Source organism: Marispirochaeta aestuarii (assembly GCF_002087085.1).
GTDB classification, from domain to species: Bacteria; Spirochaetota; Spirochaetia; order JC444; family Marispirochaetaceae; genus Marispirochaeta; species Marispirochaeta aestuarii.
This window is the reverse complement of the sequence record NZ_MWQY01000017.1, coordinates 64098-86306: the sequence shown is the minus strand read 5'-3', so window position 1 is coordinate 86306 and position 22209 is coordinate 64098. Positions and strand designations below refer to the sequence as shown.

At 52.7% G+C, this 22209-nt stretch carries 20 protein-coding genes; 14 read left to right on the top strand and 6 right to left on the bottom strand.

What is annotated here, in order from left to right; translation table 11 throughout:
- Positions 1–12: 12 nt before the first annotated feature.
- Positions 13–1179 (bottom strand): phosphoribosyltransferase family protein, encoded by a 1167-nt coding sequence (locus tag B4O97_RS14765; protein WP_083051964.1) that lies wholly within the window; start codon positions 1177–1179, stop codon positions 13–15.
- Between the two features lie 117 nt (positions 1180–1296).
- On the opposite strand from B4O97_RS14765, the gene B4O97_RS14760 reads away from it, so the two are divergent.
- Complete coding sequence (locus B4O97_RS14760; RefSeq protein WP_083051962.1) at positions 1297–2970, top strand: DNA repair helicase XPB; 1674 nt, start codon at positions 1297–1299, stop codon at positions 2968–2970.
- Between the two features lie 14 nt (positions 2971–2984).
- The gene (locus B4O97_RS14755; RefSeq protein WP_083051961.1) at positions 2985–4973 is read left to right on the top strand and encodes a hypothetical protein; all 1989 of its coding nucleotides are present in this window, start codon (positions 2985–2987) and stop codon (positions 4971–4973) included.
- Positions 4974–5130: 157 nt separating this feature from the next.
- Here B4O97_RS14755 and aroE read toward each other — a convergent pair whose 3' ends face one another.
- From aroE to icd, 5 genes are read right to left on the bottom strand one after another with little or no spacing between them, the layout of a single operon-like run.
- Complete coding sequence (aroE, locus tag B4O97_RS14750) at positions 5131–6567, bottom strand: shikimate dehydrogenase (protein WP_083051959.1); 1437 nt, start codon at positions 6565–6567, stop codon at positions 5131–5133.
- Complete coding sequence (locus B4O97_RS14745) at positions 6567–7013, bottom strand: hypothetical protein (protein ID WP_083051958.1); 447 nt, start codon at positions 7011–7013, stop codon at positions 6567–6569. Before B4O97_RS14745 ends, aroE begins: the two co-directional genes overlap by 1 nt.
- Positions 7010–8686 carry a tetratricopeptide repeat protein gene (locus B4O97_RS14740; RefSeq protein WP_083051956.1) on the bottom strand — a complete coding sequence of 559 codons (1677 nt, stop codon included), beginning with the start codon at positions 8684–8686 and terminating at the stop codon, positions 7010–7012. Before B4O97_RS14740 ends, B4O97_RS14745 begins: the two co-directional genes overlap by 4 nt.
- Positions 8683–9213: a hypothetical protein gene (locus tag B4O97_RS14735; RefSeq protein ID WP_083051955.1), complete on the bottom strand. Its 531-nt coding sequence runs from the start codon at positions 9211–9213 to the stop codon at positions 8683–8685. The genes B4O97_RS14740 and B4O97_RS14735 overlap by 4 nt, the downstream gene beginning before the upstream one ends.
- 6 nt (positions 9214–9219) lie before the next feature.
- Positions 9220–10428 carry an NADP-dependent isocitrate dehydrogenase gene (gene icd, locus B4O97_RS14730; RefSeq protein WP_083051953.1) on the bottom strand — a complete coding sequence of 403 codons (1209 nt, stop codon included), beginning with the start codon at positions 10426–10428 and terminating at the stop codon, positions 9220–9222.
- Positions 10429–10568: 140 nt separating this feature from the next.
- On the opposite strand from icd, the gene B4O97_RS14725 reads away from it, so the two are divergent.
- From B4O97_RS14725 to B4O97_RS14670, 12 genes are all read left to right on the top strand, one after another.
- On the top strand, positions 10569–11672 hold the full coding sequence (locus tag B4O97_RS14725; protein WP_083051951.1) for a tetratricopeptide repeat protein: 1104 nt from the start codon (positions 10569–10571) through the stop codon (positions 11670–11672).
- Positions 11665–13056: a LysM peptidoglycan-binding domain-containing protein gene (locus tag B4O97_RS14720; protein WP_158084321.1), complete on the top strand. Its 1392-nt coding sequence runs from the start codon at positions 11665–11667 to the stop codon at positions 13054–13056. The genes B4O97_RS14725 and B4O97_RS14720 overlap by 8 nt, the downstream gene beginning before the upstream one ends.
- On the top strand, positions 13053–13877 hold the full coding sequence (locus tag B4O97_RS14715) for a hypothetical protein (RefSeq protein ID WP_083051948.1): 825 nt from the start codon (positions 13053–13055) through the stop codon (positions 13875–13877). The genes B4O97_RS14720 and B4O97_RS14715 overlap by 4 nt, the downstream gene beginning before the upstream one ends.
- Before the next feature lie 82 nt (positions 13878–13959).
- A complete protein-coding gene (locus B4O97_RS14710; RefSeq protein ID WP_083051947.1) occupies positions 13960–15264 on the top strand; it encodes an SH3 domain-containing protein in 1305 nt (434 codons plus the stop codon).
- A gap of 1 nt (position 15265) precedes the next feature.
- Positions 15266–17245 (top strand): ABC-F family ATP-binding cassette domain-containing protein, encoded by a 1980-nt coding sequence (locus B4O97_RS14705; protein ID WP_083051945.1) that lies wholly within the window; start codon positions 15266–15268, stop codon positions 17243–17245.
- A complete protein-coding gene (locus B4O97_RS14700) occupies positions 17242–17478 on the top strand; it encodes a hypothetical protein (RefSeq protein ID WP_083051944.1) in 237 nt (78 codons plus the stop codon). Before B4O97_RS14705 ends, B4O97_RS14700 begins: the two co-directional genes overlap by 4 nt.
- A gap of 15 nt (positions 17479–17493) precedes the next feature.
- Complete coding sequence (locus tag B4O97_RS14695) at positions 17494–18126, top strand: Maf family protein (RefSeq protein WP_158084320.1); 633 nt, start codon at positions 17494–17496, stop codon at positions 18124–18126.
- Between the two features lie 97 nt (positions 18127–18223).
- Positions 18224–19186 carry a 30S ribosomal protein S2 gene (gene rpsB / locus B4O97_RS14690; protein ID WP_083051941.1) on the top strand — a complete coding sequence of 321 codons (963 nt, stop codon included), beginning with the start codon at positions 18224–18226 and terminating at the stop codon, positions 19184–19186.
- A 10-nt stretch (positions 19187–19196) separates the two neighbouring features.
- A complete protein-coding gene (gene tsf, locus B4O97_RS14685; protein WP_083051939.1) occupies positions 19197–20036 on the top strand; it encodes a translation elongation factor Ts in 840 nt (279 codons plus the stop codon).
- 75 nt (positions 20037–20111) lie between these two features.
- Positions 20112–20666, top strand: coding sequence for a ribosome recycling factor (gene frr / locus B4O97_RS14680; RefSeq protein WP_083051938.1), 555 nt, complete (start codon positions 20112–20114; stop codon positions 20664–20666).
- An 8-nt stretch (positions 20667–20674) separates the two neighbouring features.
- Entirely contained in the window at positions 20675–21376 is a 702-nt protein-coding gene (gene uppS / locus B4O97_RS14675) for a polyprenyl diphosphate synthase (protein ID WP_083051936.1), read from the top strand.
- Entirely contained in the window at positions 21373–22209 is an 837-nt protein-coding gene (locus tag B4O97_RS14670) for a phosphatidate cytidylyltransferase (protein ID WP_083051935.1), read from the top strand. The genes uppS and B4O97_RS14670 overlap by 4 nt, the downstream gene beginning before the upstream one ends.

Sequence of the window (22209 nt, the reverse complement as noted above, 5' to 3'; positions counted from 1 at the left end):
CCGAATACCGCATTATTGTCCGCAGATGGGGCCTGTCCGGCCTTTCCAGCGGGGATGTTTGGATGAGATGTCTTCAGTATAAAGGGGTCCCGGGAGCGAGGCCTGATCGATGCCCCGGAGACCGGTTACAGCATTGGAGATCCAGCGGCCCAGTCGCAGGACCACCATCTTGTGCCTCAGCCGGCCCTGCATGTCCCGGTTCAGAATCTGGGGTATGGTGCTGGTGGTCACTATTTCGTCTATAATCGGGTCGTTGAGGGTTATGCGCCCCTCCCTGCTCGAGTAGAAGTGAGTCACCACAAAGATAATCCGCCGGGGATTTCCGCTTTTAAGAAGACGGCAGCACTCGATAATGGTCGTCCCGGTTCGAACCATATCATCAACAACTATTACATCCTTGCCGGCGATGTCGCCTATATCCGCCGGCGAGTCCTCGGCCAGGGAGACGTCCACGGTGCGCTCGTCGCTGCGGTGCTTGTTCATCTTCAGCATTTTTACCCCGGGATTATTCAGGGCCTTATGCAGACGCAGGCAGAATCCGGAAGCCCCCGAATCCGGAGAACAGAGCACCATATTGTCCACCTCGGCTATATCCGAATCCCTCAGGTAATCCGCATACACATCGCAGGGAAGAAGGTTGGTAAAATAGCCGGAGAATCTGTCCATGAAGATATGCTCCACCGACGGGGAGTGGTTGTGTACAGTCACCACTTCGTCAGTCCCGGACTCTTTCAGCAGATCGGCGTAGAGCCGGGCGGAAAAAGGCTGTCCGTCAAACTTCTTGTAGTCCTGGATACTGCGTTTTACCGGGGTCGCACCATGTTCCGGCCGGGGCCCCCGGTCCTGGGCGCTGTAGAACAGGTCCGGTTCAAGGAGAATGACCCGGTCGGCGCCGTTATCCTTGGCTGCCCTGGAAATCAGAAAATTCCTCATGGCAAGCTCATCCCGGCTGAAACCGGACATGGCGGTACTGGTAATCATGACGGTATAGGATTCCAGTTTGCGCCCGATGTTTTCCCAGGAGGCCTCATCTACAATAAAGCGAGGGCAGAATTCACCGTTGAGAAAGCTTTTCAGCGAGACAAGATCGGAATAGTGCTCCTCCTGCCTCAGGTAATACCCGATATCCGCTGAAAAAGGACTCTCCGCAATGTTTCCGACGACCAGTAACCTGCCCATAAAAAAAGACTATAGGGAAGCTCATTTTCGGTCAAGCTGATTTTTCTTTCCATGGTTTTCTTTTTATCTCTCCTTACGGTCTGTTCAGGAGAGGCACAATCAGATATCCTCAAGTTTATGTCGTCGATTAACAGTACCCCTCTTATAGTGCAGAGTGACGGCTCCCTGCTGCTGGATGTTCATGATCCAGGTTTTTCCCAGGCCAGGGACGATATCGCCCCCTTTGCAGAACTTGAAAAGTCACCGGAACATATGCATACCTACCGGATCTCCCCCATTTCTCTCTGGAACGCCGCCTCCGCCGGCTTACGGGAACAGGAGATCGAGGAACGTTTGAAAAAGTGGTCCCGCTTTCCGGTGCCTGATAACGTTCTTTTCAATGTCCGGGACCTTCTGGGCCGCTACGGCAGCATCGTTCTTGAACCCTCCGATGATCCTGCCTACCTGGTGCTGAAGATCGCCTCGGAGGCTCTTAGACGGGAAATCCTTGCCCGCAGGGACATAATGAAGCTCCTTGTTCCCCTGGGAGATGATTTCATGGTTTCCCTGGTAAACCGCGGTAGCCTCAAGAGCGCATTGATCAGGATTAATTATCCCGTGGACGACAGGGTTCCCCTGCGGAAAGGAGAAAAAACACCCATTATCCTGCGCGCCAGCACATCTGACGGCCGGGACTTTACGGTCCGGGATTATCAGGCCGAGGCGGCGGAAAGCTTCCACGGCGGGGGACTTCCAGGCAACGGTTTCGGCGTCATCGTTTTGCCCTGCGGGGCCGGAAAAACCATCGTGGGTCTCAAGGTAATGGAACTGCTACAGACCAGCACCCTGATAGTAACGACCAATGTGGCGGCGGTCCATCAATGGATGGATGAACTCAAGGACAAAACGGAACTCGATCACGATGAAATAGGCGAATACACCTCCGGGAAAAAGGAGATCCGCCCCGTAACGGTTACCACCTACCAGATACTCTCCTACGGACAGAAACAGGATCCACCCTTCCCTCATTTTGCCCTCTTCCGGGCCAGGGACTGGGGGCTGATAATCTATGACGAGGTTCACCTTCTGCCGGCTCCGGTATTCCGGGTCACTGCCGAAATACAGGCTGTGCGCCGCCTGGGGCTTACTGCGACCCTGGTCAGGGAGGACGGAAAAGAGGGAGAGGTTTTTTCCCTCATCGGTCCAAAACGCTACGATGTCCCCTGGAAGGAGCTTGAACAGAAGGGATGGATAGCAGAGGCCTACTGCACGGAAATTCGGATAGACCTGCCCGAGGAGGACCGTATTCCCTATGCAACGGCGGACAAACGAAGGAAATACCGGATTGCCGCCGAAAATCCCCGAAAAATCGAAATTGCCCGGGAGTTGGCGGCGAACCACGCAGGAGAGGGCACCCTGGTTATCGGCCAGTATATCGATCAGCTCACAAAGATTGCCGCCGCTTTCAAGGCACCCCTGATAACCGGTAAAACCCCGAACAGCGAGCGTGAAAATCTTTACCGGCGGTTCCGCTCCGGCGAGATTACAATACTTGTGGTCTCAAAAGTGGCGAACTTCGCCATCGATCTTCCCGATGCTTCGGTGGCCATACAGGTTTCAGGGACCTTCGGTTCCAGACAGGAAGAGGCGCAGCGTCTGGGACGAATTCTCAGACCGAAGGCGCGGAACTCCTATTTTTACTCCCTTGTTTCACGCTACACCCTGGAGGAAGAGTTCGCCCTTAACCGTCAGAAATTCCTGACCGAACAGGGCTACGGCTATCACATTGAGTTGTGGGACACGGATATTTAAGGTAGGATGTTCAGATGCCCTCAGTAGATGACTGGAAACGCACACTCCTTACCCTCGAAGATGAACCATTTTTTGAACTGATCAAGAACCACCTGGGCAAAGTGCAGACCCCTTATCACAAACCTTCCATAATCAACAGCATTGAGAAGTTTCTCCTGAATCCGGAGACCAGATCACGGATTCTTGCCCTCCTGAATGATGATGAAAGCGCTGTAACGGCTTTTATACTTCGCTCCGGGGGATCGGACTTTGATCATCTGTACCGCTATTTTCATGACAGCTACAGCGAACTGCGGTTTAAAAGCCTGATGGAAAACCTCCAGGAGCGACTCATTATCTACCGGGACGAATCCGGCTTTTATTTCGTGAATCCCGTCCTGGAGGAAGAGCTGGAACAGCGTACGGAGGAGACAATTTCAGTCAAAGCCTTCCCGGAAAGGACCGGAGAAGCATGGTTTACCGAAGAGATGATGATAGCTTTTCTCTCATTTCTGCAGGATAACTCCTCCCCATGCAAGCAGAGCGGCGAGCTCAAGAAGAGTGTACGCAGCAGTTTCATCGATCTCTTTCCCGGGAGCGGTGACGATGCCCGATTCATGCTCTGCCTGGAAAGCCTCGTCTATCTGGGGATCATCCATGACAGGGGAGACCGCTTTTCGGTGTATCCGGAACAGCTGAAAAAATTCATCTCTCTTCCCGGGAAGGAACGGTTTACTGTTTTTCTTGCCGGGTTGACCGCAGGGGGCTGGCGGGAATCTCCTCCCCGAAGGGCTTTCGCGGCAGGACATACCATAATCAATGCCCTCAGGAAAAACACCTCCGGCCATCTGGGTTATGAACGGGAGCCTTTGATTAAACTCCTGAGCGCCGAGCTTTCCCGGGAAGATCAGCGTTTTACCCCGAAGAGGATATCCCAGTCCTTTGACCGTCTGATTATGGCCGGTTATATGGAGGAGGATGACGGCTTTGTCCGATTCGCTGTATCTGCGAATTCTACGAAGGCAGCAGAAACGATGCCCATGATTCTGCAACCCAGTTTTGAGGTCCTTCTTCCCCCCGGAGCCTCGGCAGCGGCACGCCTTTTTGCCGCCCTCTACTGCAGGCTTAAACGTTACGACAGGGTTTCTCATTTTGAGATCGAGCAACAGCATTTTATCGAATCCCTGCGGACCTGCGGAGAAGATACGGATATCCCCGGTCTGCTTGAAGAGGCCTGTGAGGGGAAAACCCCTCAGAACGTGGTGATAACCCTTCAGGGCTGGATGGAACGGGTTCAGCAGATCGAAATAGCCACGGGCACGGTTATCAAGGTTGTACCGGAGCTGGTTACCGTCATACAAAAGGAGTTCAGCTCCATGATCCTGCTGACCCTTGCGCCGGGAGTCTATTTTGTCAGACCGGAAAAACTGAGTCCCTTCATCACCAAGTGGAGGGCCCTGGGTTACTCTGACCCCGGAGAAGTGCGGAACCTTCTCTCCCAGGCAGACGCGGAGGGAATTTTTGATTACACCCCCAGGCTTCCAGATATCCCCTCCATCTCCACCAGAACAGCCCCTGAACCGGAAGAGACAGGAAAGATCGTCATGGATGCCGATAAGGAGTCCCGGCGTATACAGAAAGAGCTTATTGCTCACCTGAACAGTCTTGAGCTCACTCAGGAACAGCGTCGTGAGCTGGAAGCCAAGGTTGCCAGAAAACTGCTGATTTTCCCCCGTCAGTTGAGCCCCGAGGTCTGCCGGATCGGACGCATAGAGGCGCGGGGAATCGATTTTCATGCCAAGCTCAGAATCATCGAGGATGTCCTGGACAACCGGGAAGACCTTCTGGAGATTGAATCTCCCGAGATTCCCGACGGAAGCGCCCTGGTGTATCCCTTAAGTTTGACCAAGGACCCGGGGGATCCCAGCCTGACTGCTCTTCTTCTGCCGGAAGAGATAGAACATACCTTCAAGATTCGGCGGGCCAGCAGAATACGCAAACGCCGACGCTCGGTGTTTTATTGAGGGCGGCTTTAAAAACGTGGTATTTTTTAGCATAGTCAAGGAGTGAAGATTTTGTAGCGCCCGCAAGCTCTTAACAAGAGCTGAGGAGCGCGGGAAATCCTGACGACGCAGGATATGGGCAAAAGAGTAGTTTTTAGAGCTGCCCTGAAGAGCGGCTTTACCGGGGATACTCGGTGCCGGTAAAAAGTTTATACTGCGCCTCTCCCTGTGCCTGCAGCATGGGAGCTCCGTTCAGTATCCGACACCCCGCATTTTCCGCTGCGGACAGGAAACGGGTCTTTTCGGGGATGTAAATCAGATCGTAGGCGATCTCCTTTCCAGTCCAGGGATATCCCGAAACAGGATCAATCTCCTCAAGAGGATGCATGCCCGCAGCGGAAGTCTGAACCACAAGCTCGGCGTATTCCGCCATCTCACTGTATATCCCGGGAGACAGTGCGGCGCCGCGGCATTTAAACTCCCTCGCCAGGTCCAGGGCTTTTGACTCTGTCCGGTTGACAATCAGGATCTCCGTTCCGGCCTCTTTTAATCCGTAGACAACAGCCCGGGCGGCTCCTCCGGCTCCTATAACGACCGCCCGCTTCGGGAACCCGGCAACGCAGAGCTTTTTCAAGGGCAGCATGAATCCCCTTACATCAGTATTGTATCCCTTGAAGCCGCAGGAGCTTCGTACAACGGTATTGCAGGCGCCGATGGCTGCGACCTCATCCGAGGTCTGGACAAGTCTGGGGATTACTTCAGATTTGTGGGGAATGGTTACCGAGAAGCCCTGGATGGAAAGCTCCTCTGCCAGGGAGAAGAATTCTCCCACATCATCGACCTTGAAAGGCAGGTACACAGCATCCAGGGACTGCTTTGCGTATCCGGAGTTGTGGATCAGGGGAGAACGGCTGTGGAGCACGGGGTTCCCTATTATCCCGAATATCGAGGTAGACGAGGAGAGGGTACTGTATCGGTATAACTTTTCCAGGGATTCAGGAGAGAGAGGCACCGGATCATCCGGGGATTTTTCCGGGGACACCAGAGTAAAATACGAACCGTAAAGGCCGGAGAGTATCCTTGCGGGGAACCCCCACTCCCCCATGGCCTGGATAATTCCGGGTCCCGAAGTCTCCCTCAGGGTCTGCAGAATGATCCGAAGGTCGGCAACAGAACGGGGAGTCGTTACAATACGGGGAATCTCTCCTTCCCTTTCAGGCAATTCCCTGAAACGTTCCGGCAGATCTTCGGGGACTCCCCGGGTATCATGAAAGGAACGGATAATCCGGATGCCCTTTTTCCGGGCTGCACGGGCAACTGATTCGGTTGCAGAAACATGCTCAAGATCCACCCAGGCATAACCGGATGAAAGGAGCTCCATAAATCTTGAACAGCGTTCTTCTTCCGAAGTCCTCCAGTTACCACCGTCACCGGCTCTGCGAAGGGTCAGGATCAGAGGTACTCCGGCCTGTCGGGGAAAATCCCGAAGTGCTTCGGTATCCCATTCTGTGAGACAATCTCCCCGCAGCTCGCAGAGCTGCAGATACTTTTTATACCTTTCTATTTCCTTAAGATTTTCAGCAAGGGTTTCACGGGTAAGGGAGAGACAGATCATCAGTAGTCTCCCCGGTAAAGATAGAGATCTTCCACGGTATCGCCGGAGTCAAGGACTACCCTGAGACGCAGGGGATAGCTTCTCCGGGAAATCTCGAAATAGAGGCTTCCGTCAGCTTCTGTATAGAGGGCTTCACCGAGCATAGCGATTACCCTGTCCCTGGTGTCCCCTATACCGATACCAGCCAGAGCAGCGCCGGAGTTTCTGTCCGCCCGGATCTGCCATATGCGGTTTTCGAACCAGAAAAGGTAGATACCGTCCCGATAGAATACCACGTTGTCTTCCTCAGCGCGTTCTCCCCGGTGCACGTAAATGTGGCTCGGCGGACCGAATACAGCGTGGGATCCGGCAGGGTCCATTCCGATCCAGGCTGCGTAATCGGGATTATCGGCATACAGAAATGAGGCTCCGAACAGGCACAGCAGAGCAGCACGTTTCAGCTTCAATATAGCTCCTCCTTGAGTATGAGAATCCGGTCCAGGGTTTTCTGATCAAGTCCGGACATTCGTTCCAGCTGGCGCAGATACAGGTCCGCCCTGCGCCTGTCTCCCCTGCGCAGGTGATATTCCGCGAGCCCCAGCAATGCCTCTTCGTTGCGGACATCAAGAAAAAGCGCTTCTTCCAGGATTTTCCGCTCCTCCGGAGTACCAGCCACGAGAAAAGCCTCCCCCACCTTCAGCCTGCTTTTTTGCATGGCGTTCAGTTCCATCGTCCTGAGGCGCTCTATCATGGCAGCTGCAAGCTCCCGGTTGTTTTCTTCCCGGGAGAGTTCCATGGCCCTCAGGGGATACTCAGGATTTTGCGGATCCCGGTTGTTCAATTCCTGATAGAGTTCCAGTGCCTTCCCGGCTTCTCCGGTGTTCATGTAAATAACTGCTCCCAGATTCAGGATCTCCTGATCCCTGGACTGCTCACTGGCATGCTGGAAATAGATCAGCGCCTCCCGCCAGAGGGATGCGTTAATGGCACTCTTCATAAGCAGAACATCCCGCTCCAGGGTTTCCGCATACCCCTGGGAACTGACGTCCTCCAGAAGAAGACGACTCTCTTCGCTGCGGCCGGTTTCCAGCAGGAGCTGGGCTTTCAGGTCCTTGAGCCTCTGGTTGTCAGGAAACAGCTCCTGGGCCTGTTCAACAATCGATAATGCCTTGATTCTCTGTTCCAGGGAGCGCAGAATATTCGCTTCCAGCAGGGCAGTTTCCACCGTTCCTGCTCCGCGTCTGCGGGCTCGCCGCACTGTTTCCAGAGCCTCCTCAGGCTCGTTCAGTGAAAAAAGCGCCCGGGCAGTACCCATGAGAAGTCTGGGATCCTCGCCCAGAAGCTCCCGGGCTTTCTCAAAATTCTCACGGGCAAGGGTAAAACGTTGTGTTCCCAGATAAACCCGGCCGCGCAGATAGAGATATTCGGCATCAGGCTGAACCAGTTCCGCCGCCTCGGAGAGTATAAGCTCCGCATCTTCGTAGCGTCCTTCTTCAATGTATATCCGTACCATGCCGTAGGCAGCGGGGTAACACTCCCGGGACTGCTGGAGAGCGCTGATGTACCGGGTAACAGCCTCGTCGTAATTACCCCTGCGTTCTTCCACGTATCCGAGAAGATAGAGCGGGAGCGTACCCTCCGGATTCAGATCATGACCGACCGTGAGGGATTCGAAGGCTATCTCCAGAGTGTCATCTGATTCAGTATACAGGACAGACATGGGAGGAAGAATGAAAAAGAGGTAACTGCTCTCCTCGATCCTGGTAACCGGGTATACACCGTTTTCAATGTCATCGACGATGGATGAAAAATAACTGTTCGGTACAGCTTCAAGATCCGGCAGATTCTCAGGCAGGGAAGAATAGAGGCTGTTGTAGAGCCAGCTGCTTAAGTATTTAAGATCCATGGCATAATCCGACAGGCCTTCGGCCTCATCCAGAATCCTGTAGGCTTCCCGCAACGACCCGGGAGATCCATTGGCCAGGGACCGAAAGGCATCGACCACGAAACCCTGGTTTCTGTTGATCTGAGGCGGTGCGACGGGTTCATCAGGATTTTCCGGAGTGGAAAAACATCCGGAAAGAAGCAGAACAACTGTCAGCAGGATCAGAATACGCATGAATCGCCGAAGTATGGTCATTTTTTCTTCTTGCGCAGGTATTCTCCGAAAAGTCCCAGACTCAGAAAAATGAAGAGAAGCGGCCACCAGACTGTTACGACGGAAGAAAAATTCTCCCTGACGAGTTCAAGACTGAACGGCAGAAACAACAGGGAGAGGATTATCATGACAACAGCGGGAACAAGTATTTTAACCCTGAAACTGCCTTTGAATCCTCTGCCGTAGATGGCCAGGGAAACGCCTGCGAAGGTCATGAAGAGGGGCCATATTCTTTCCATGGTCAGATCGGGCATTAACAGGCTCTTCAGGGTAAGGAGCAGACCTCCCAGGGAGAAGAGAATACCCGGTACTATGTATCCGGGAGGAGCACTGTTGACCCGCACCAGATAGATGAACAGCAAACCCAGAAGGGTAAGAGGGATGGGCCAGAGATCTTCGTAACGGGGAAGCAGTCCGGTGGTAACCAGCAGCAGACCGATGCCCACCAGAAAAAAGAAGACGCTTCCCAGTAAAAGTTTGTGCGGAACCCGTACCCTCCCTTTTTTCATATCTGCTTATCCCATGTTTTCGATAATCGCGTTGCCGAAATCACTGGTGGAAACCTTTGTTGAGCCCTCCATCAGCCGGGCAAAATCGTAGGTTACCCTCTTCTGCAAAATAGCACCGGTCATTCCTTTTTCGATGAGGTCAGCCACCTCCTGCCATCCCATGTATTCGAACATCATGCTGCCGGACAGAATCACCGAGGAGGGATTCACCATATCTTTGCCGGCATACTTCGGAGCCGTCCCATGGGTGGCTTCAAAAACCGCGATTCCATTGTCGTAGTTGATATTCGCACCGGGGGCTATACCGATTCCTCCGACCTGGGCCGCCAGGGCGTCGGAAACGTAGTCACCGTTCAGGTTCATGGTGGCGATAACATCGTATTCGGCGGGTCTGGTAAGAATCTGCTGGAGAAAAGCGTCGGCGATAACATCCTTGATAAGGATTTTCCCATCCGGGACATCTCCTCTGCAGTCGTCCCAGGAGACCACGGAATCGCTGAACTCCTCTCCGGCAAGGGCATATCCCCATTCCCGGAAGGCTCCCTCGGTGTATTTCATGATGTTTCCCTTGTGAACCAGGGTTACGCTTTTCCGCTTATGATCAATGGCGTACTGTATGGCCGCCCGGACCAGTCTTTTTGTGCCGGAAACACTGATGGGTTTGATTCCCACACCGGAATCTTCCCGGATCTGCCAGCCCATTTCATGATTGAGGAATTCTATCAGCCTGGCGGTTTTTTCATCCCCCATGGGACTCTCGAAACCGGCGTAGACATCTTCGGTGTTTTCCCGAAAAACCACCATGTCAATCTGTTCCGGTTTTTTTACAGGTGACGGTATTCCGGAATAATATTTGACAGGCCGCTGACATACGAAAAGGTCAAGGTGCTGACGCAGGGTAACGTTAAGACTCCTGAAGCCCCCGCCGACCGGGGTGGTCAAAGGGCCCTTTATTCCGACCAGGTATTCACGGAAAGCATTTTCGGTTTCCACGGGCAGCCAGTTGCCGGTGACATCGAAGGCTTTCTGACCCGCCAGCACCTCTTTCCAGGCGACCTTTCTGCTTCCGCCGTAGGCTTTCGCCACTGCGGCGTCGAAGACGCGAACTGAAGCCGCCCAGATATCCGGACCTATTCCATCACCTTCAATATAGGGAATTATCGGCTGGTCGGGAACAATCAGTTTATCTCCGGTTTTGGTAATACTTTGCGCCATATCCTCTCCTGGTACACAATAATCGCTGTTCAGCGATTATCAGATTATCAAATATACGTCCGCCGGACAAGTAAGCAGAGCTCCTTACCTCGGGCCAATATTGTCAAGTCCATACAGGTCTGGTAGTATCTGATTCATATATGAGAAAGCGCATAGGCGTAACGGCTTTTTTCGTGGTGATGATTATCACCCTCGTCCTCTCTTCTACTCAGTGTTCCCTGATCGATTCCCTGAAGTACGGAGAACTCTCCTACTTTCTCAAGGGCAGCAGGGAACAGAAAGAGGAGCTGGCGGATCTTTTAATCCAGCTGCGGGATTCTGAGAACCAGCGCTTTGAAGCCCGGTTCATTCTGCTCAACGAGATAATCAAGCAGCTTTATCAGCGGGAAGCGGTGGAACAGCTGAACCTTCTTCTTTCCACCTATGTGGAGAAAAACCCCCAGGACCCTTTCAACGCCTATTATCTTCTCGTCATTGCGGAGAACTACCGGGACAGCAAGGCATTTCCCTTCGCCGTACACTATTACGAACGTATCCTGAAAAACTACTCGGACCTGCTGGTCCGGGACAGCTCGGTACATTATCTCTGTCTGAAAAGCCTCATTAATCTGGTGGAAGATCCGGAGGTACGCATTCAGTACTACAAGGAACTGATCGCCCGTTTCTCCGGCGAAATAGATATGGGCGAGGCCTACTATTTTCTGGGAAAAACCTACGAGGAAGTCGGCGAATGGGAACTGGCAATCCAGGCCTACAAGCAGTTTCTGCTGTATCCCGAAACGAGCATTCCCGGTAAACCGGAAGCCCATAAAGACATTACTTCCATGATTACCTTCTACGATCGAAGGGACAAGGACTGGACCATGGCCGATCTGGATCGTCTGGTGAACAACATAAAAGCTGCCATCTGGCGGGAGGACCCCCGCAGGCTGCGTCAGTATATGGCCAAGGTCAATTTTTTCGCCCTTTCCTGGGAAGAAGAAGAGACCGAGGCAAATATCGACTTTCTGGCGGACATCGGCATCTTTCTCAAGGGTAATGTCTACTACTCCCGGGAGCTGGATGAGGGGTCCAACAGCAGGGAGGCATATTTAAGGACCTGGGGCTGGTCCTACCGGATTAAAACCTGGTACCTCTATTTCAGGCGGGTTAACTTCCCCGCGGATCCCGAAATTCATGGTCAATGGGAATGGGCGGGAATTTACTTTGGAGAAAAACCCTTCGCCGGGAGCAGTGATGGATAAAAGCCGCCTCTCCGGAGGCAATGTAACTCTTTGTATCCTGCTCTGCATGACCTTTCATCTGTATTCCGGTCCTCTGCCTGCACGGGTCGAGCATTGGAAGGGTGCTTCGAAAATTATGCTGAGTTACGAAACCCACCCGCCGTCTGACTTACTCAATAGAGAGGGCGCTCCCCTCCCTACCAGACAGGGCCACAAGGGACCGGCTTTTCAATCCCTCAATGTATCGGATTTCGAAGATATTCCGGAGGTAAAGGCCCACTATCTTCACTATTCCGGAAAAACCGGTCAGGAGTATCTTGATCGGGTTCTGCGGCGGGGCGAACCCTACCTGCCCTTCATCCACTCGAAAATTCGCCAGATGGGTCTCCCCTGGGAACTGGCCTATCTGCCGATTATAGAATCCGCCTTTATACCTTCGGCGCTTTCCCGTTCAGGAGCTTCCGGACTCTGGCAGTTCATGCTGAACAGCATCCATCCTTACGATATCCAGGTGAACAGGTGGCTGGATGAACGACGGGACTTCTGGAAGTCCACCACTGGAGCCCTGGAGAAACTCAAGTCGAATTATGACGTGCTCGGAGACTGGCTCCTGGCCATAGGAGCCTATAACTGCGGCCTCGGCTGCATGCAGCGGGCGCTTGAGGCTGCCGGGACCCGGGATTTCTGGACCCTTGCACGGAACGGGTATCTTCCTGCAGAAACAGTATCCTATGTTCCGCGTTTTCTCGCCGTCAGCCGTTTTGCCTCCTATCCCGGCCGCTACCGGCTTCCTCTCCAGTGGGAAGACCATCTGTGGACCCGTGTGGAAGTCAGCGGTCCGGTCCACCTGAGCCGGCTGGCTGAAGCCGCGGATATTCCCCTTCGAATTCTTGCGGAAGCCAACCAGGAGTTGAACCAGCCTGTAACACCCCCGCAGATAAAGGGGTACAGACTGAAAGTTCCACAGGAATACGCCGATAGTATTACAAGGGCCCTGAACGATGAGGAACTGGCATTAATGGATCTTGATACCTATACAATACAGCAGGGAGATACATTGTACGCTCTGAGCAGACATTACGGAGTTTCCACGGATCTTCTGCTTGAGTTCAATCCCCGGCTGGATCCCCGGCGCCTGATGATCGGCTCGGAAGTGATCATCCCCCTTGCGGCACCTATGCCGCCCTATGCAGGACCAGAAGACAACGCCGGTATTGTGCAGTATAACACCGTTACTCAATACAAAGTTCAGCCCGGGGACACCCTCAGCAGCATCGGTCGCCGCTATAACACCAGCGCCGCTGAACTGGCTTACAATAATCAGCTCAGTCTCAACTCCCTGATTCATCCGGGGATGGTACTCAAGGTTCCCCTGGGGAAGTCTGCACCGGAGGAGAAGCGGTGAAAAGAGTTTTTCCGCTTATTGCGGCTCTTGTTATATGTGCGGTAAACATCTTTCCGGATCCGGGGTCCCGGGTCGATGTCGACTGGCAGAACGGGATTATAGGACTCTCCGTCGTACACAGGGTGGACGATTTCTCTCCGGAAGAGCGGTCCCGACTGAGGCGTGAAACCTTCAGTAATCTGGGAGAGCGGTTTATATCCGCTGCCGGGGATCTGCGTATTTCATCATCCCTCTCCCTCGAGGAGTGGATCAGCCGCAATCCCCGCAGGATTTCCGATTTACTCGACGCGCTTACCAAAATAGAGCCTGTCTCCAGCAGTTTTTCCCGGGAATTCGGCGAGCTGACCTTCACCTTCCGATTAGCCCTGTTTCCGGATCTGGCTGCAGTATTCCTTGATCATTCCAGAGGATACACACCGCCCCCCGGTCTATTTCATGCACCAAGCGCAAATTACACGGGCGTTCTTATATACGCCCAGGATACGTATCCCGTCTTCGGTGAAGAGGGAGATTCGAATCTTGTCCCGGTTCTTTTTCCCCGTATTTGGGATACAGAGATGAATATCGTGTTTGAACCGGAAATGATGGACCGGGAGACTCTCCTTGAGCGGGGACCGGTTGGATACTTCAGATCACTGTCTTCCGTGGAACTGGAGGATCGCGTAGGCCCAAGTCCCCTGCGAATCGTCGCAAGGGGTCTCTTTGGCATTGCCCCTTCGGATCCCGTTATTCCACGCTCCGATGCCCTCTCCCTTCTTAATTCTCCCCGGGCCGGGGAAATCCTGCAGCAGGGAAAAATCGCCTTCGTGATTGGCGATTAAGCATTTCCTGTTCAGCCCGCAGTCCGGGCAGATGATCCGGGAATTATTGACTTATCCCGGTATATATGGTCTATTCAAAGCTATGCGAGTCGGTAAAATCTATTCGTCAGCAAGTGTTCTGGTCATTTTCATCCTTCTGCTTCTCTCCTGCACCTCCGGCGGAATCGGCTATGGTGTTATCCTCTGGCCTCCGGAAGGCAGTTCTCTTGAGAGTGCCGATGTTGTCAGGATTATAAGTGAATCCAATATAGAAGAATCATACATAATTGAAGACCCCAGATCTGAAGAAAATCTCAGTCTCAAACGCTGGAGGGTCGATTACTACAATAACGAAAATGAGGCGCGCAGGGCAGCCGAGAATTACAGGCCCTTTGCGAATACCATGGCCCTCTCATCCAGGGTTGGACTTCCGGTGCGTTCCGAACCTGATGCCCTGAGCGACCGGGTCTACCGCCTCCGGCAGCATGAGGAGTTGAAAGTCCTCTCAAAAGCCACGGAAGAGGTCCAGGTAGGCGAATACCTGGGATTCTGGTACAAGGTTCTCACCCGGGATGGCACACAGGGCTACTGCTTCGATAAAGAACTCACTGTGTACCAGGAAGGTGAACGGGAAGCAGTGCTGTCTGTACAGAATGTAGATCCCCGGGTGGATGATTTTTTCACCCGTTCCTATTATCCTGAACGCTTTGTTCACCTTATCCGCCGGGGAACTCCGGCTTTGCAGGTGCTGAATCCCGAATTCGGGTTTTTCCCCGACAGAGAGCAGGGAGTCGTTACCATAGTCTCTTCAAAATACCGGCTTTCCAGAGAATTCTCCGGAATTGAAGAAGCCGGTACCAACCGTTTCTATCTAACGGACAGCAATGTCTATGTAACACTGGAAAACCCTGCCCCACCGGTTTCCTCGATACTTGCCCAGTTCCAGAACGGACCAGAAGAGATCACCGCACGTTTTATCGCAATTCCTGATCTGGAAGAGATAATAGAAAAGGAAAAACTCCGCCGTGAAGAGGCCCTTCAGCAGATTGTCGAAATGGGTGAGCGCTTCATGAGCAGCGCCTATGGAACCATCGAGATTTTTCCCGACGGGTCTTTTAACTGGACCGGAAAAGAACGCCTCGTTCCTGGTACGATCAAGGCAGGTTTCGGTGATACAGGAAGTATCCGCTTTGACCGGTATATCTCCCCGAAGCTGATGCGGGATTACACAGGTGCAGCGACTTTCAGGTTTCAGGGAGCAGGTCCTGAGCAGGGGATAAGTTTCCTCTACAGCCTTGAACCCCAGGGAATCCGTTTCACCATGATCCCTGAGGATAACGTAAAGGATTTCATGGTAGATGAGATCGGATACAATTCCCTTGTCCTCTTCATGAATCTTCAGAGCTGATATGTCTTTTCTTCAGCTGAGCAGTATATCCCTCGCCTACGGTGACCGGGACGTTCTTGAGGGTGTCACCCTGCGCATTGATTCAAAAGATCGTATAGCCCTGACCGGGGCCAATGGTTCGGGAAAGTCCTCTCTTTTAAAGATAGCCGCCGCCCTGGTGAGTGCGGACAGCGGCGAGACATTCCTGAGCCCTCATGCCCGGGTGACCTATCTTCCACAGACAGGACTTGAACACTCGGGTGTCTCCCTGCGTGACGAGGCAGAAAAGGCCTATGCCTATGTTCATGTCATGCTTGAGGAGAAAGCAGCGGTTGAAGACCGTCTGGCATCCAGCAAGGAAGGAGATCCGGAAGTCGAGGATCTTCTTCATCATCAGCACCGGCTGGAAGAGGCGATAGCCCACAGCGGCTACTATCAGCGGGAGCAGAAGATACATGAGGTCCTTTCCGGACTGGGATTCTCGAAGGATGATTTTTCAAAGGACAGCGGAACCTTCTCCGGAGGCTGGCAGATGCGCATTGCCCTGGCCAGGGCTCTGCTGACGACCCCGGATATTCTCCTTCTGGATGAGCCCACCAACTATCTGGACCTTGAAGCCAGGGACTGGCTGCAGGCATTTCTTTCCGGTTTTGACGGAGGTATTGTCCTGGTTTCCCATGACAGGTATTTTCTCGACTCCTGCGTAAACAAGGTGGCGGAGCTTTTTCTTGGGAAACTCACCCTGTATACGGGTAACTATTCCGCCTATCTGAAACAGCGCAGTCATGAACTTGAACAGCTTCATAAGGATTACCAGGAACAGCAGGAGGAGATCGCGCGCCTCGAGAGTTTTATTCAGCGCTTCCGTTACAACTCCTCCAAGGCTGCCCTCGTTCAAAGCCGTATTAAACAGCTTGAAAAGATTGAACCCATCCAGATACCGGAAAACATGAAGCAGGTCCGCTTCTCCTTTCCCCAGCCTCCTCACAGCGGCAGGCAGGTTATCCGTTTTTACGAAGGGAAAAAATCCTACGGGAATCATCTGGTTTTCTCGGATCTTCAGCTTGAAATTCAGCGGGGGGAAAAGCTCGCCCTGGTGGGAAAGAACGGCGCTGGAAAATCGACCCTTATGCGAATCCTGGCGGGGATGGATACAGCCTTTGAAGGTGAACTCAAACTCGGCAGCGGAGTCCGGATCGGTTTTTTTGACCAGGATCTCGAGAGCAGCTTCACAACAGAGCGGTCCATCTATGACGAGATTGAGGCTTCCTCCCCTACAGCCCTGATTCCCTCCCTTCGCGGTCTTCTGGGAGCCTTTCTGTTCAGGGGAGACGATATATACAAACCGCTCGCCGTCCTCAGCGGAGGAGAAAAAAGCCGGCTTGCCCTTCTCAAGCTTCTCTTGAATCCCGTCAACCTGCTGATCCTGGACGAACCGACGAACCATCTGGATCTGCAGACCAAGGACGTTCTGCTGAACGTTCTGAAGGAATATGAAGGAACCCTTATCTTTGTCTCCCATGACCGCTACTTTATAGATCAGCTGGCAACGAGGGTCTTCGAAATAGAGAACGGCAGGGGCAGAAATTTTCCCGGAGATTACGCCTACTATCGTTCCCTCAAGGAGAGGGAATCGCCCGCTACAGCGGAACTCTCCAGGCAGGAAGATACAGCAGTGCCGCCGGAGGGCGGCATAAGCGACAGCCGCCTTCAAAGGAAGCAGCTCAAGGACCTGCAGGCGGCTTCCCGGAGGCTTTCCCGGGAAGAAGAAGCCCTTCTCGAGGAAATCGAGGACCTTGAACGGCAGATCTCCCTTGACCAGGATAACCTGGCAAGCCCCCGGGTATATTCCGATCCGGAGGCCGCCCGAAAGGTACAGGCGAATATAAACAGACTGAGGACTCGAATCGAAGAGGCCCAGGAAAAGTGGGAAACCCTTGCCCATCAACTGTCTGAAACCGAAGCCGCCATCGAGAAACTGATCAACCCGGTATATCAATGAAGTGGACTGCGAAAAACAGACCCGTCCTCTACCGGCTCTTATTCCTGGGTGCCCTTACCGGAACCCTTGCCTGGGCACTCCTGGAAATGCTGCTGTCCCTTCTCGGCTTTTCCTTCAGCCTGGAAGCAGGTCCCGTGGGTTTTGACATTCACGTTGTATCCTTCTGGGTTCGCGTCAATCCCGGGACCCTGGCGGGACTGCCCGCTGCCTGGCTTCTTTTCAAATCCCTTTGAATGCAATATGGTAATATGAATCAGCAAATTATTCCTGCGGAACAGAAAAATCCTCCCCCGGACATTCGTATAAGCCTGGCATCGGCTTCACCTCAACGCTCGGCCATGCTGTCCGGCCTGGGCTTCCCTCTTCTGCAGCGCCCTCAGCATATAGATGAGTCCCTTGTTTCAGACAGAATTGACGAGGAAGCCCTGCGCCTGGCCCGTCTGAAGGCGGAATCCTGTCTGTCAGGAAAGGATCATGGACGATGGATACTCGGTGTAGACACACTGGTGGGTATCGGTTCGCAAATTCTGGGAAAACCCGCAGACAGGGATGAGGCCCGGGAGACGCTCATTGCTCTGGAGGGAGAGATTCACACGGTATGGTCGGGAATTGTTCTCCTGGATACCCTTGGACAGAGATCAGCCATGAAAGCTGTATGCACCGAGGTGGCGTTTTCTTCCATGAGCCATGAAGAGATCGAATGGTATCTGGATAGCGGGGAGTGGGATGGTGCCGCCGGCGCCTACCGGATACAGGAACGGGGAGCGCTGTTTATTCATGCCCTAAAAGGAAGTTACCACAACGTGGTGGGCTTGCCAATACAGACGTTTTATGGCATGTTAAGGTCATTCAATTATCCGTTTCATATGCTGAAGCGGTAAATCTTCCACACCATATCAGTGTACGGCCCCGGCTTATACTGGGTGTGAGAATTAAAGAGAAGGAAGCGGCGTGAAAGCCGCGCCTAGGAGGGAAACCTTGGCAGTAGTTACTATGAAGAACCTGCTTGAGTCGGGCGTCCATTTCGGCCACCAGACCAAGCGCTGGGACCCCCGCATGAAGAAGTATATCTTCGCCGAGCGGAACGGAATCCACATCATCGACTTGCAGAAGACCATCGCCGCTATTCGCGAAGCCTACGAGGTGGTCCGTAAATCGGTTCATGATGGAAAATCGGTCCTTTTTATCGGGACCAAGAAACAGGCACAGCAGGCAATTGAGCGTGAAGCACAGCGTTGCGGAATGTACTATGTAAACAACCGCTGGCTGGGCGGTATGCTCACCAACTTTTCAACCATCAAGAAGTCCATCCTTCGTCTCAAGAAGATCGAGAAGATGGAAATCGACGGTACCTTTGAAAGCCTGACGAAGAAAGAGGTATCGAAACTGAATAAAGAGCGCGCCCGCCTCGAGAAAAACCTCGGCGGTATCAAGGAGATGAAGGATCTCCCCGGCGTAGTATTCATCATCGACACGAAGAAAGAATCCATCGCAGTGGCAGAGGCCCAGCGAATGGGGATTCCTATTATTGCGGTTGTCGATACCAACTGTAATCCCGATGGTATCAACTACCCCATTCCCGGCAACGATGATGCAATTCGCGCGATAACACTGTTTACCCAGATTATTGCCAATGCCGTCGTTGAAGCGGATAACGAGATCGGACTCGAAGTCATCGAGACCCTGCAGGACGACGATGAGGACCTGAACTCCGAGGAAGCGCCCAACAAGGATGACGCTGAGTACAGCGAAGAGGTAGAGACCGTCTCTGTCGCCGCTGCGGTCAATAACGAAGACGACAGCACCGACCAGTCCTTCACCGACGCGGACTACTCCGACTACAGTCCGGAGGAAGAGGAAAAAACCGAAACCGTCGACGAAGAGGAAACTGAAGAAGAGACCGTCGCCCTGGTTGACGAAGACAAACTTTACGAAGATTAGGAGCATATACGTGGCAATTAGCGCAGCAGATGTAAAAACATTACGTGACAAAACCGGCGCCGGCATGATGGAGTGTAAAAAGGCTCTTGTCGAATCCGACGGAGATTTTGCCAAGGCCGAAAAAATCCTTAAGGAACTCGGTCTTGCCGCCGCCGCCAAAAGAAGCGGCCGGGCTACCAACGAAGGCCGGGTTTTCACCCTGGTGAGCGACTCCCGGGCAGCCATTCTCGAGCTGGGATGTGAGACGGATTTCGTCGCACGGAACAAGGAATTTATCGAGAGCGGTGAAAATATTATCCGCAAGATCTCCGAAGACGGGCTGAACGAAAAAACTCCCGAACTGGACGCCCTTGTAACCGAGGTCGTCAGCAAGATCAAGGAAAATATCACCATAGCTCGCTTCAAAACCCTGTCAGTTGCAGACGACGAGCTTGCCGTCGATTATATTCACGGCGAAGGAAATATCGGCGTACTGGTCAAATTCGGTCTCGAAAAACCTGAACTGTCCGATAATTCGCGGGTAAAGGAGTTTACCTTCGATATTGCCCTCCATATAGCGGCATATAACCCCCTGTACCTGGACAAGGACGCGGTCGACCCCGCGTATCTGAAGGAGCAGGAGGATATTTTTACCGCCCAGGCAAAGAACCTTGATAAACCCGACAATGTTGTGCAGGGAATTGTCAAGGGCAAGCTGAACAAGCACCTTGCGGAAATCTGTCTTTTAAACCAGGGTTTCGTCAAAGAAGAGAAAAAGAGCGTTTCCCAGGTCATGGACGAAGTATCCAAAGAGGCCGGTGGTAAGATTACCATAAAAGAGTACGTATATTACGCCGTTGGCGCTGAATAACAGACTGCTTATGCTTTCAGGGCCCCACCTTACGTGGGGCCTTTCCGATTATCCGCAGAGCAGCAGGGAGGAAAAATGGATTCAATAAAGAAGAGTGCTGAAGACCGCATGAAAAAAAGCCTCGCCGCCATGGAGGACGAATTCGGTGCCATCAGGACCGGACGAGCATCCGCCGCTTTGTTTGACAAGGTGAAGGTCGAGTATTACGGCAGTCCTACACCCCTTTCCCAGGTGGCGACGATCTCAACACCGGAAGCCCGGCTGGTAGTTATTCAGCCCTGGGATAAAAACGTTCTCGGCGAAATAGAGAAGGCCCTCCTCAAATCAGAGCTGTCGGTAAACCCCAACAACGACGGTAAAGTTATCCGCATCAACATCCCCCCCCTCACGGAAGAACGACGCAAGGATCTGGTTAAACTTGCCAAAAGCACCGCGGAACAGGGTCGGGTCGCCGTACGCAATATCCGCCGGGATGCGAACGATGATCTGAAAAAGCAGCAGAAAGAGGGAAATCTTACGGAAGACGACGTCAAGCGCGGAACCGATGACATCCAGAAGCTGACGGATCAGTATATTGAGCAGATCAATGAAAAGCTCGACAGGAAGGAGAAAGAGATCCTAGAGATCTAAACTCATTCATGGCCATAATAGACCCGGCTCGCCTGCCGAAGCATATTGGCATTATAATGGATGGTAACGGACGCTGGGCGAAAATGCGCAAGATGCAGCGGACCGCAGGCCATAAAGAAGGACTCACGAGCGCCAAAGCGGTGATCGGGCGCGCGGCGGAGCTGGGCATACAATTCGTTACCCTTTACACCTTTTCCACGGAAAACTGGCGTCGCAGCCAGGAAGAAGTGCATTTTCTTTTTAATCTTATAAATGTATATCTCCGGAAAGAGATGGATTTTTACCGGGAAAAGGGGATTCGGGTCATACACACCGGAGACACCGACAACCTTCCCGAACAGGTCCGGCGGGAACTAATATCCGTCGGGGAGGATACCGCAGGCTTTACCGGACTTACCGTCAATATAGCCATCAATTACGGCGGACGGGACCAGATACTTCGTGCCATTAATCGACTCCTCGAGAAAGGAGAAAAAAGAGTGGACGAAGAGAGTCTCAGAAGCTGTTTTGACAATCCCGAGTTACCCGACGCGGATCTCATTATTCGTACAGCCGGAGAAAAAAGACTTTCAAATTTTCTTCTTTGGGAATCCGCCTACGCGGAGCTATATTTTTCAGAGAAACTATGGCCCGACTGGCGCGGAGACGACCTTGATGAGGCCATTGAAGACTATCAGGGCCGAACACGGCGTTACGGCGGAGCGGAATGACTAGCATACAATCCAGAGTTTTGACCTTTGCTGTTGGAGTCCCCGGGATCTCCGCAATAATTCTTCTTCTTCCCCAGGCCAACCACCTGGCGTTCAATCTGCTGGCGGTTGTATTTATCTATCTCGGTTCTCTGGAAACAGCAAATCTGTTCAAGCAGAAGGGCTTTGCAGTTCACGGGGTCGTTCCTTTTTGTGCCGCCCTGCTGCCTCTCATTACCTGGCTCAGCCTCAATTACAGTTATTCTTCCTCTGTCGTTGAGTATTATGCGGTTCTTTTTATCATGCTTATCCTGATGCTGGAGATCAACAGTACAGAAGACAGCGACTTCAGTTCGTCCCTTCTGAGGATCGGCGCTTCGCTTACCACATTCTTCTACCCTGCATTCTTTTCCATCTATGCCGTCCGCATTACCGGCCTGGATCACCCCGGTATTCGTCTTTTCTCCTTTCTGATTCTCGTTTTTGCCAACGATACGGCGGCCTACATCTTCGGTTCCCTTTTCGGAAGGAAATCCCGCCGTCTTTTCAAGGCCAGTCCGAATAAAAGCCTGGTCGGTTTTGGATCCGGTTTTGTCGTAAGCATATTGATAGCCCTGCTCATTCATTATCTGCTGCCGATGGTTTTTTCCAACTTTCTTATCGCCGCCGCAGCCGGTTTTTCCGTGGGATTGACCGCTATCATAGGAGACCTGGCTGAATCTACATTAAAACGTTCAGCGGTAATAAAAGATTCGGGTGATGTTATTCCCGGACGGGGCGGAATACTGGATTCCATTGATTCCATCATTTTCAGCGCTCCGTTATACTTTCTTATCCTAAAGTATTTTGCCTGA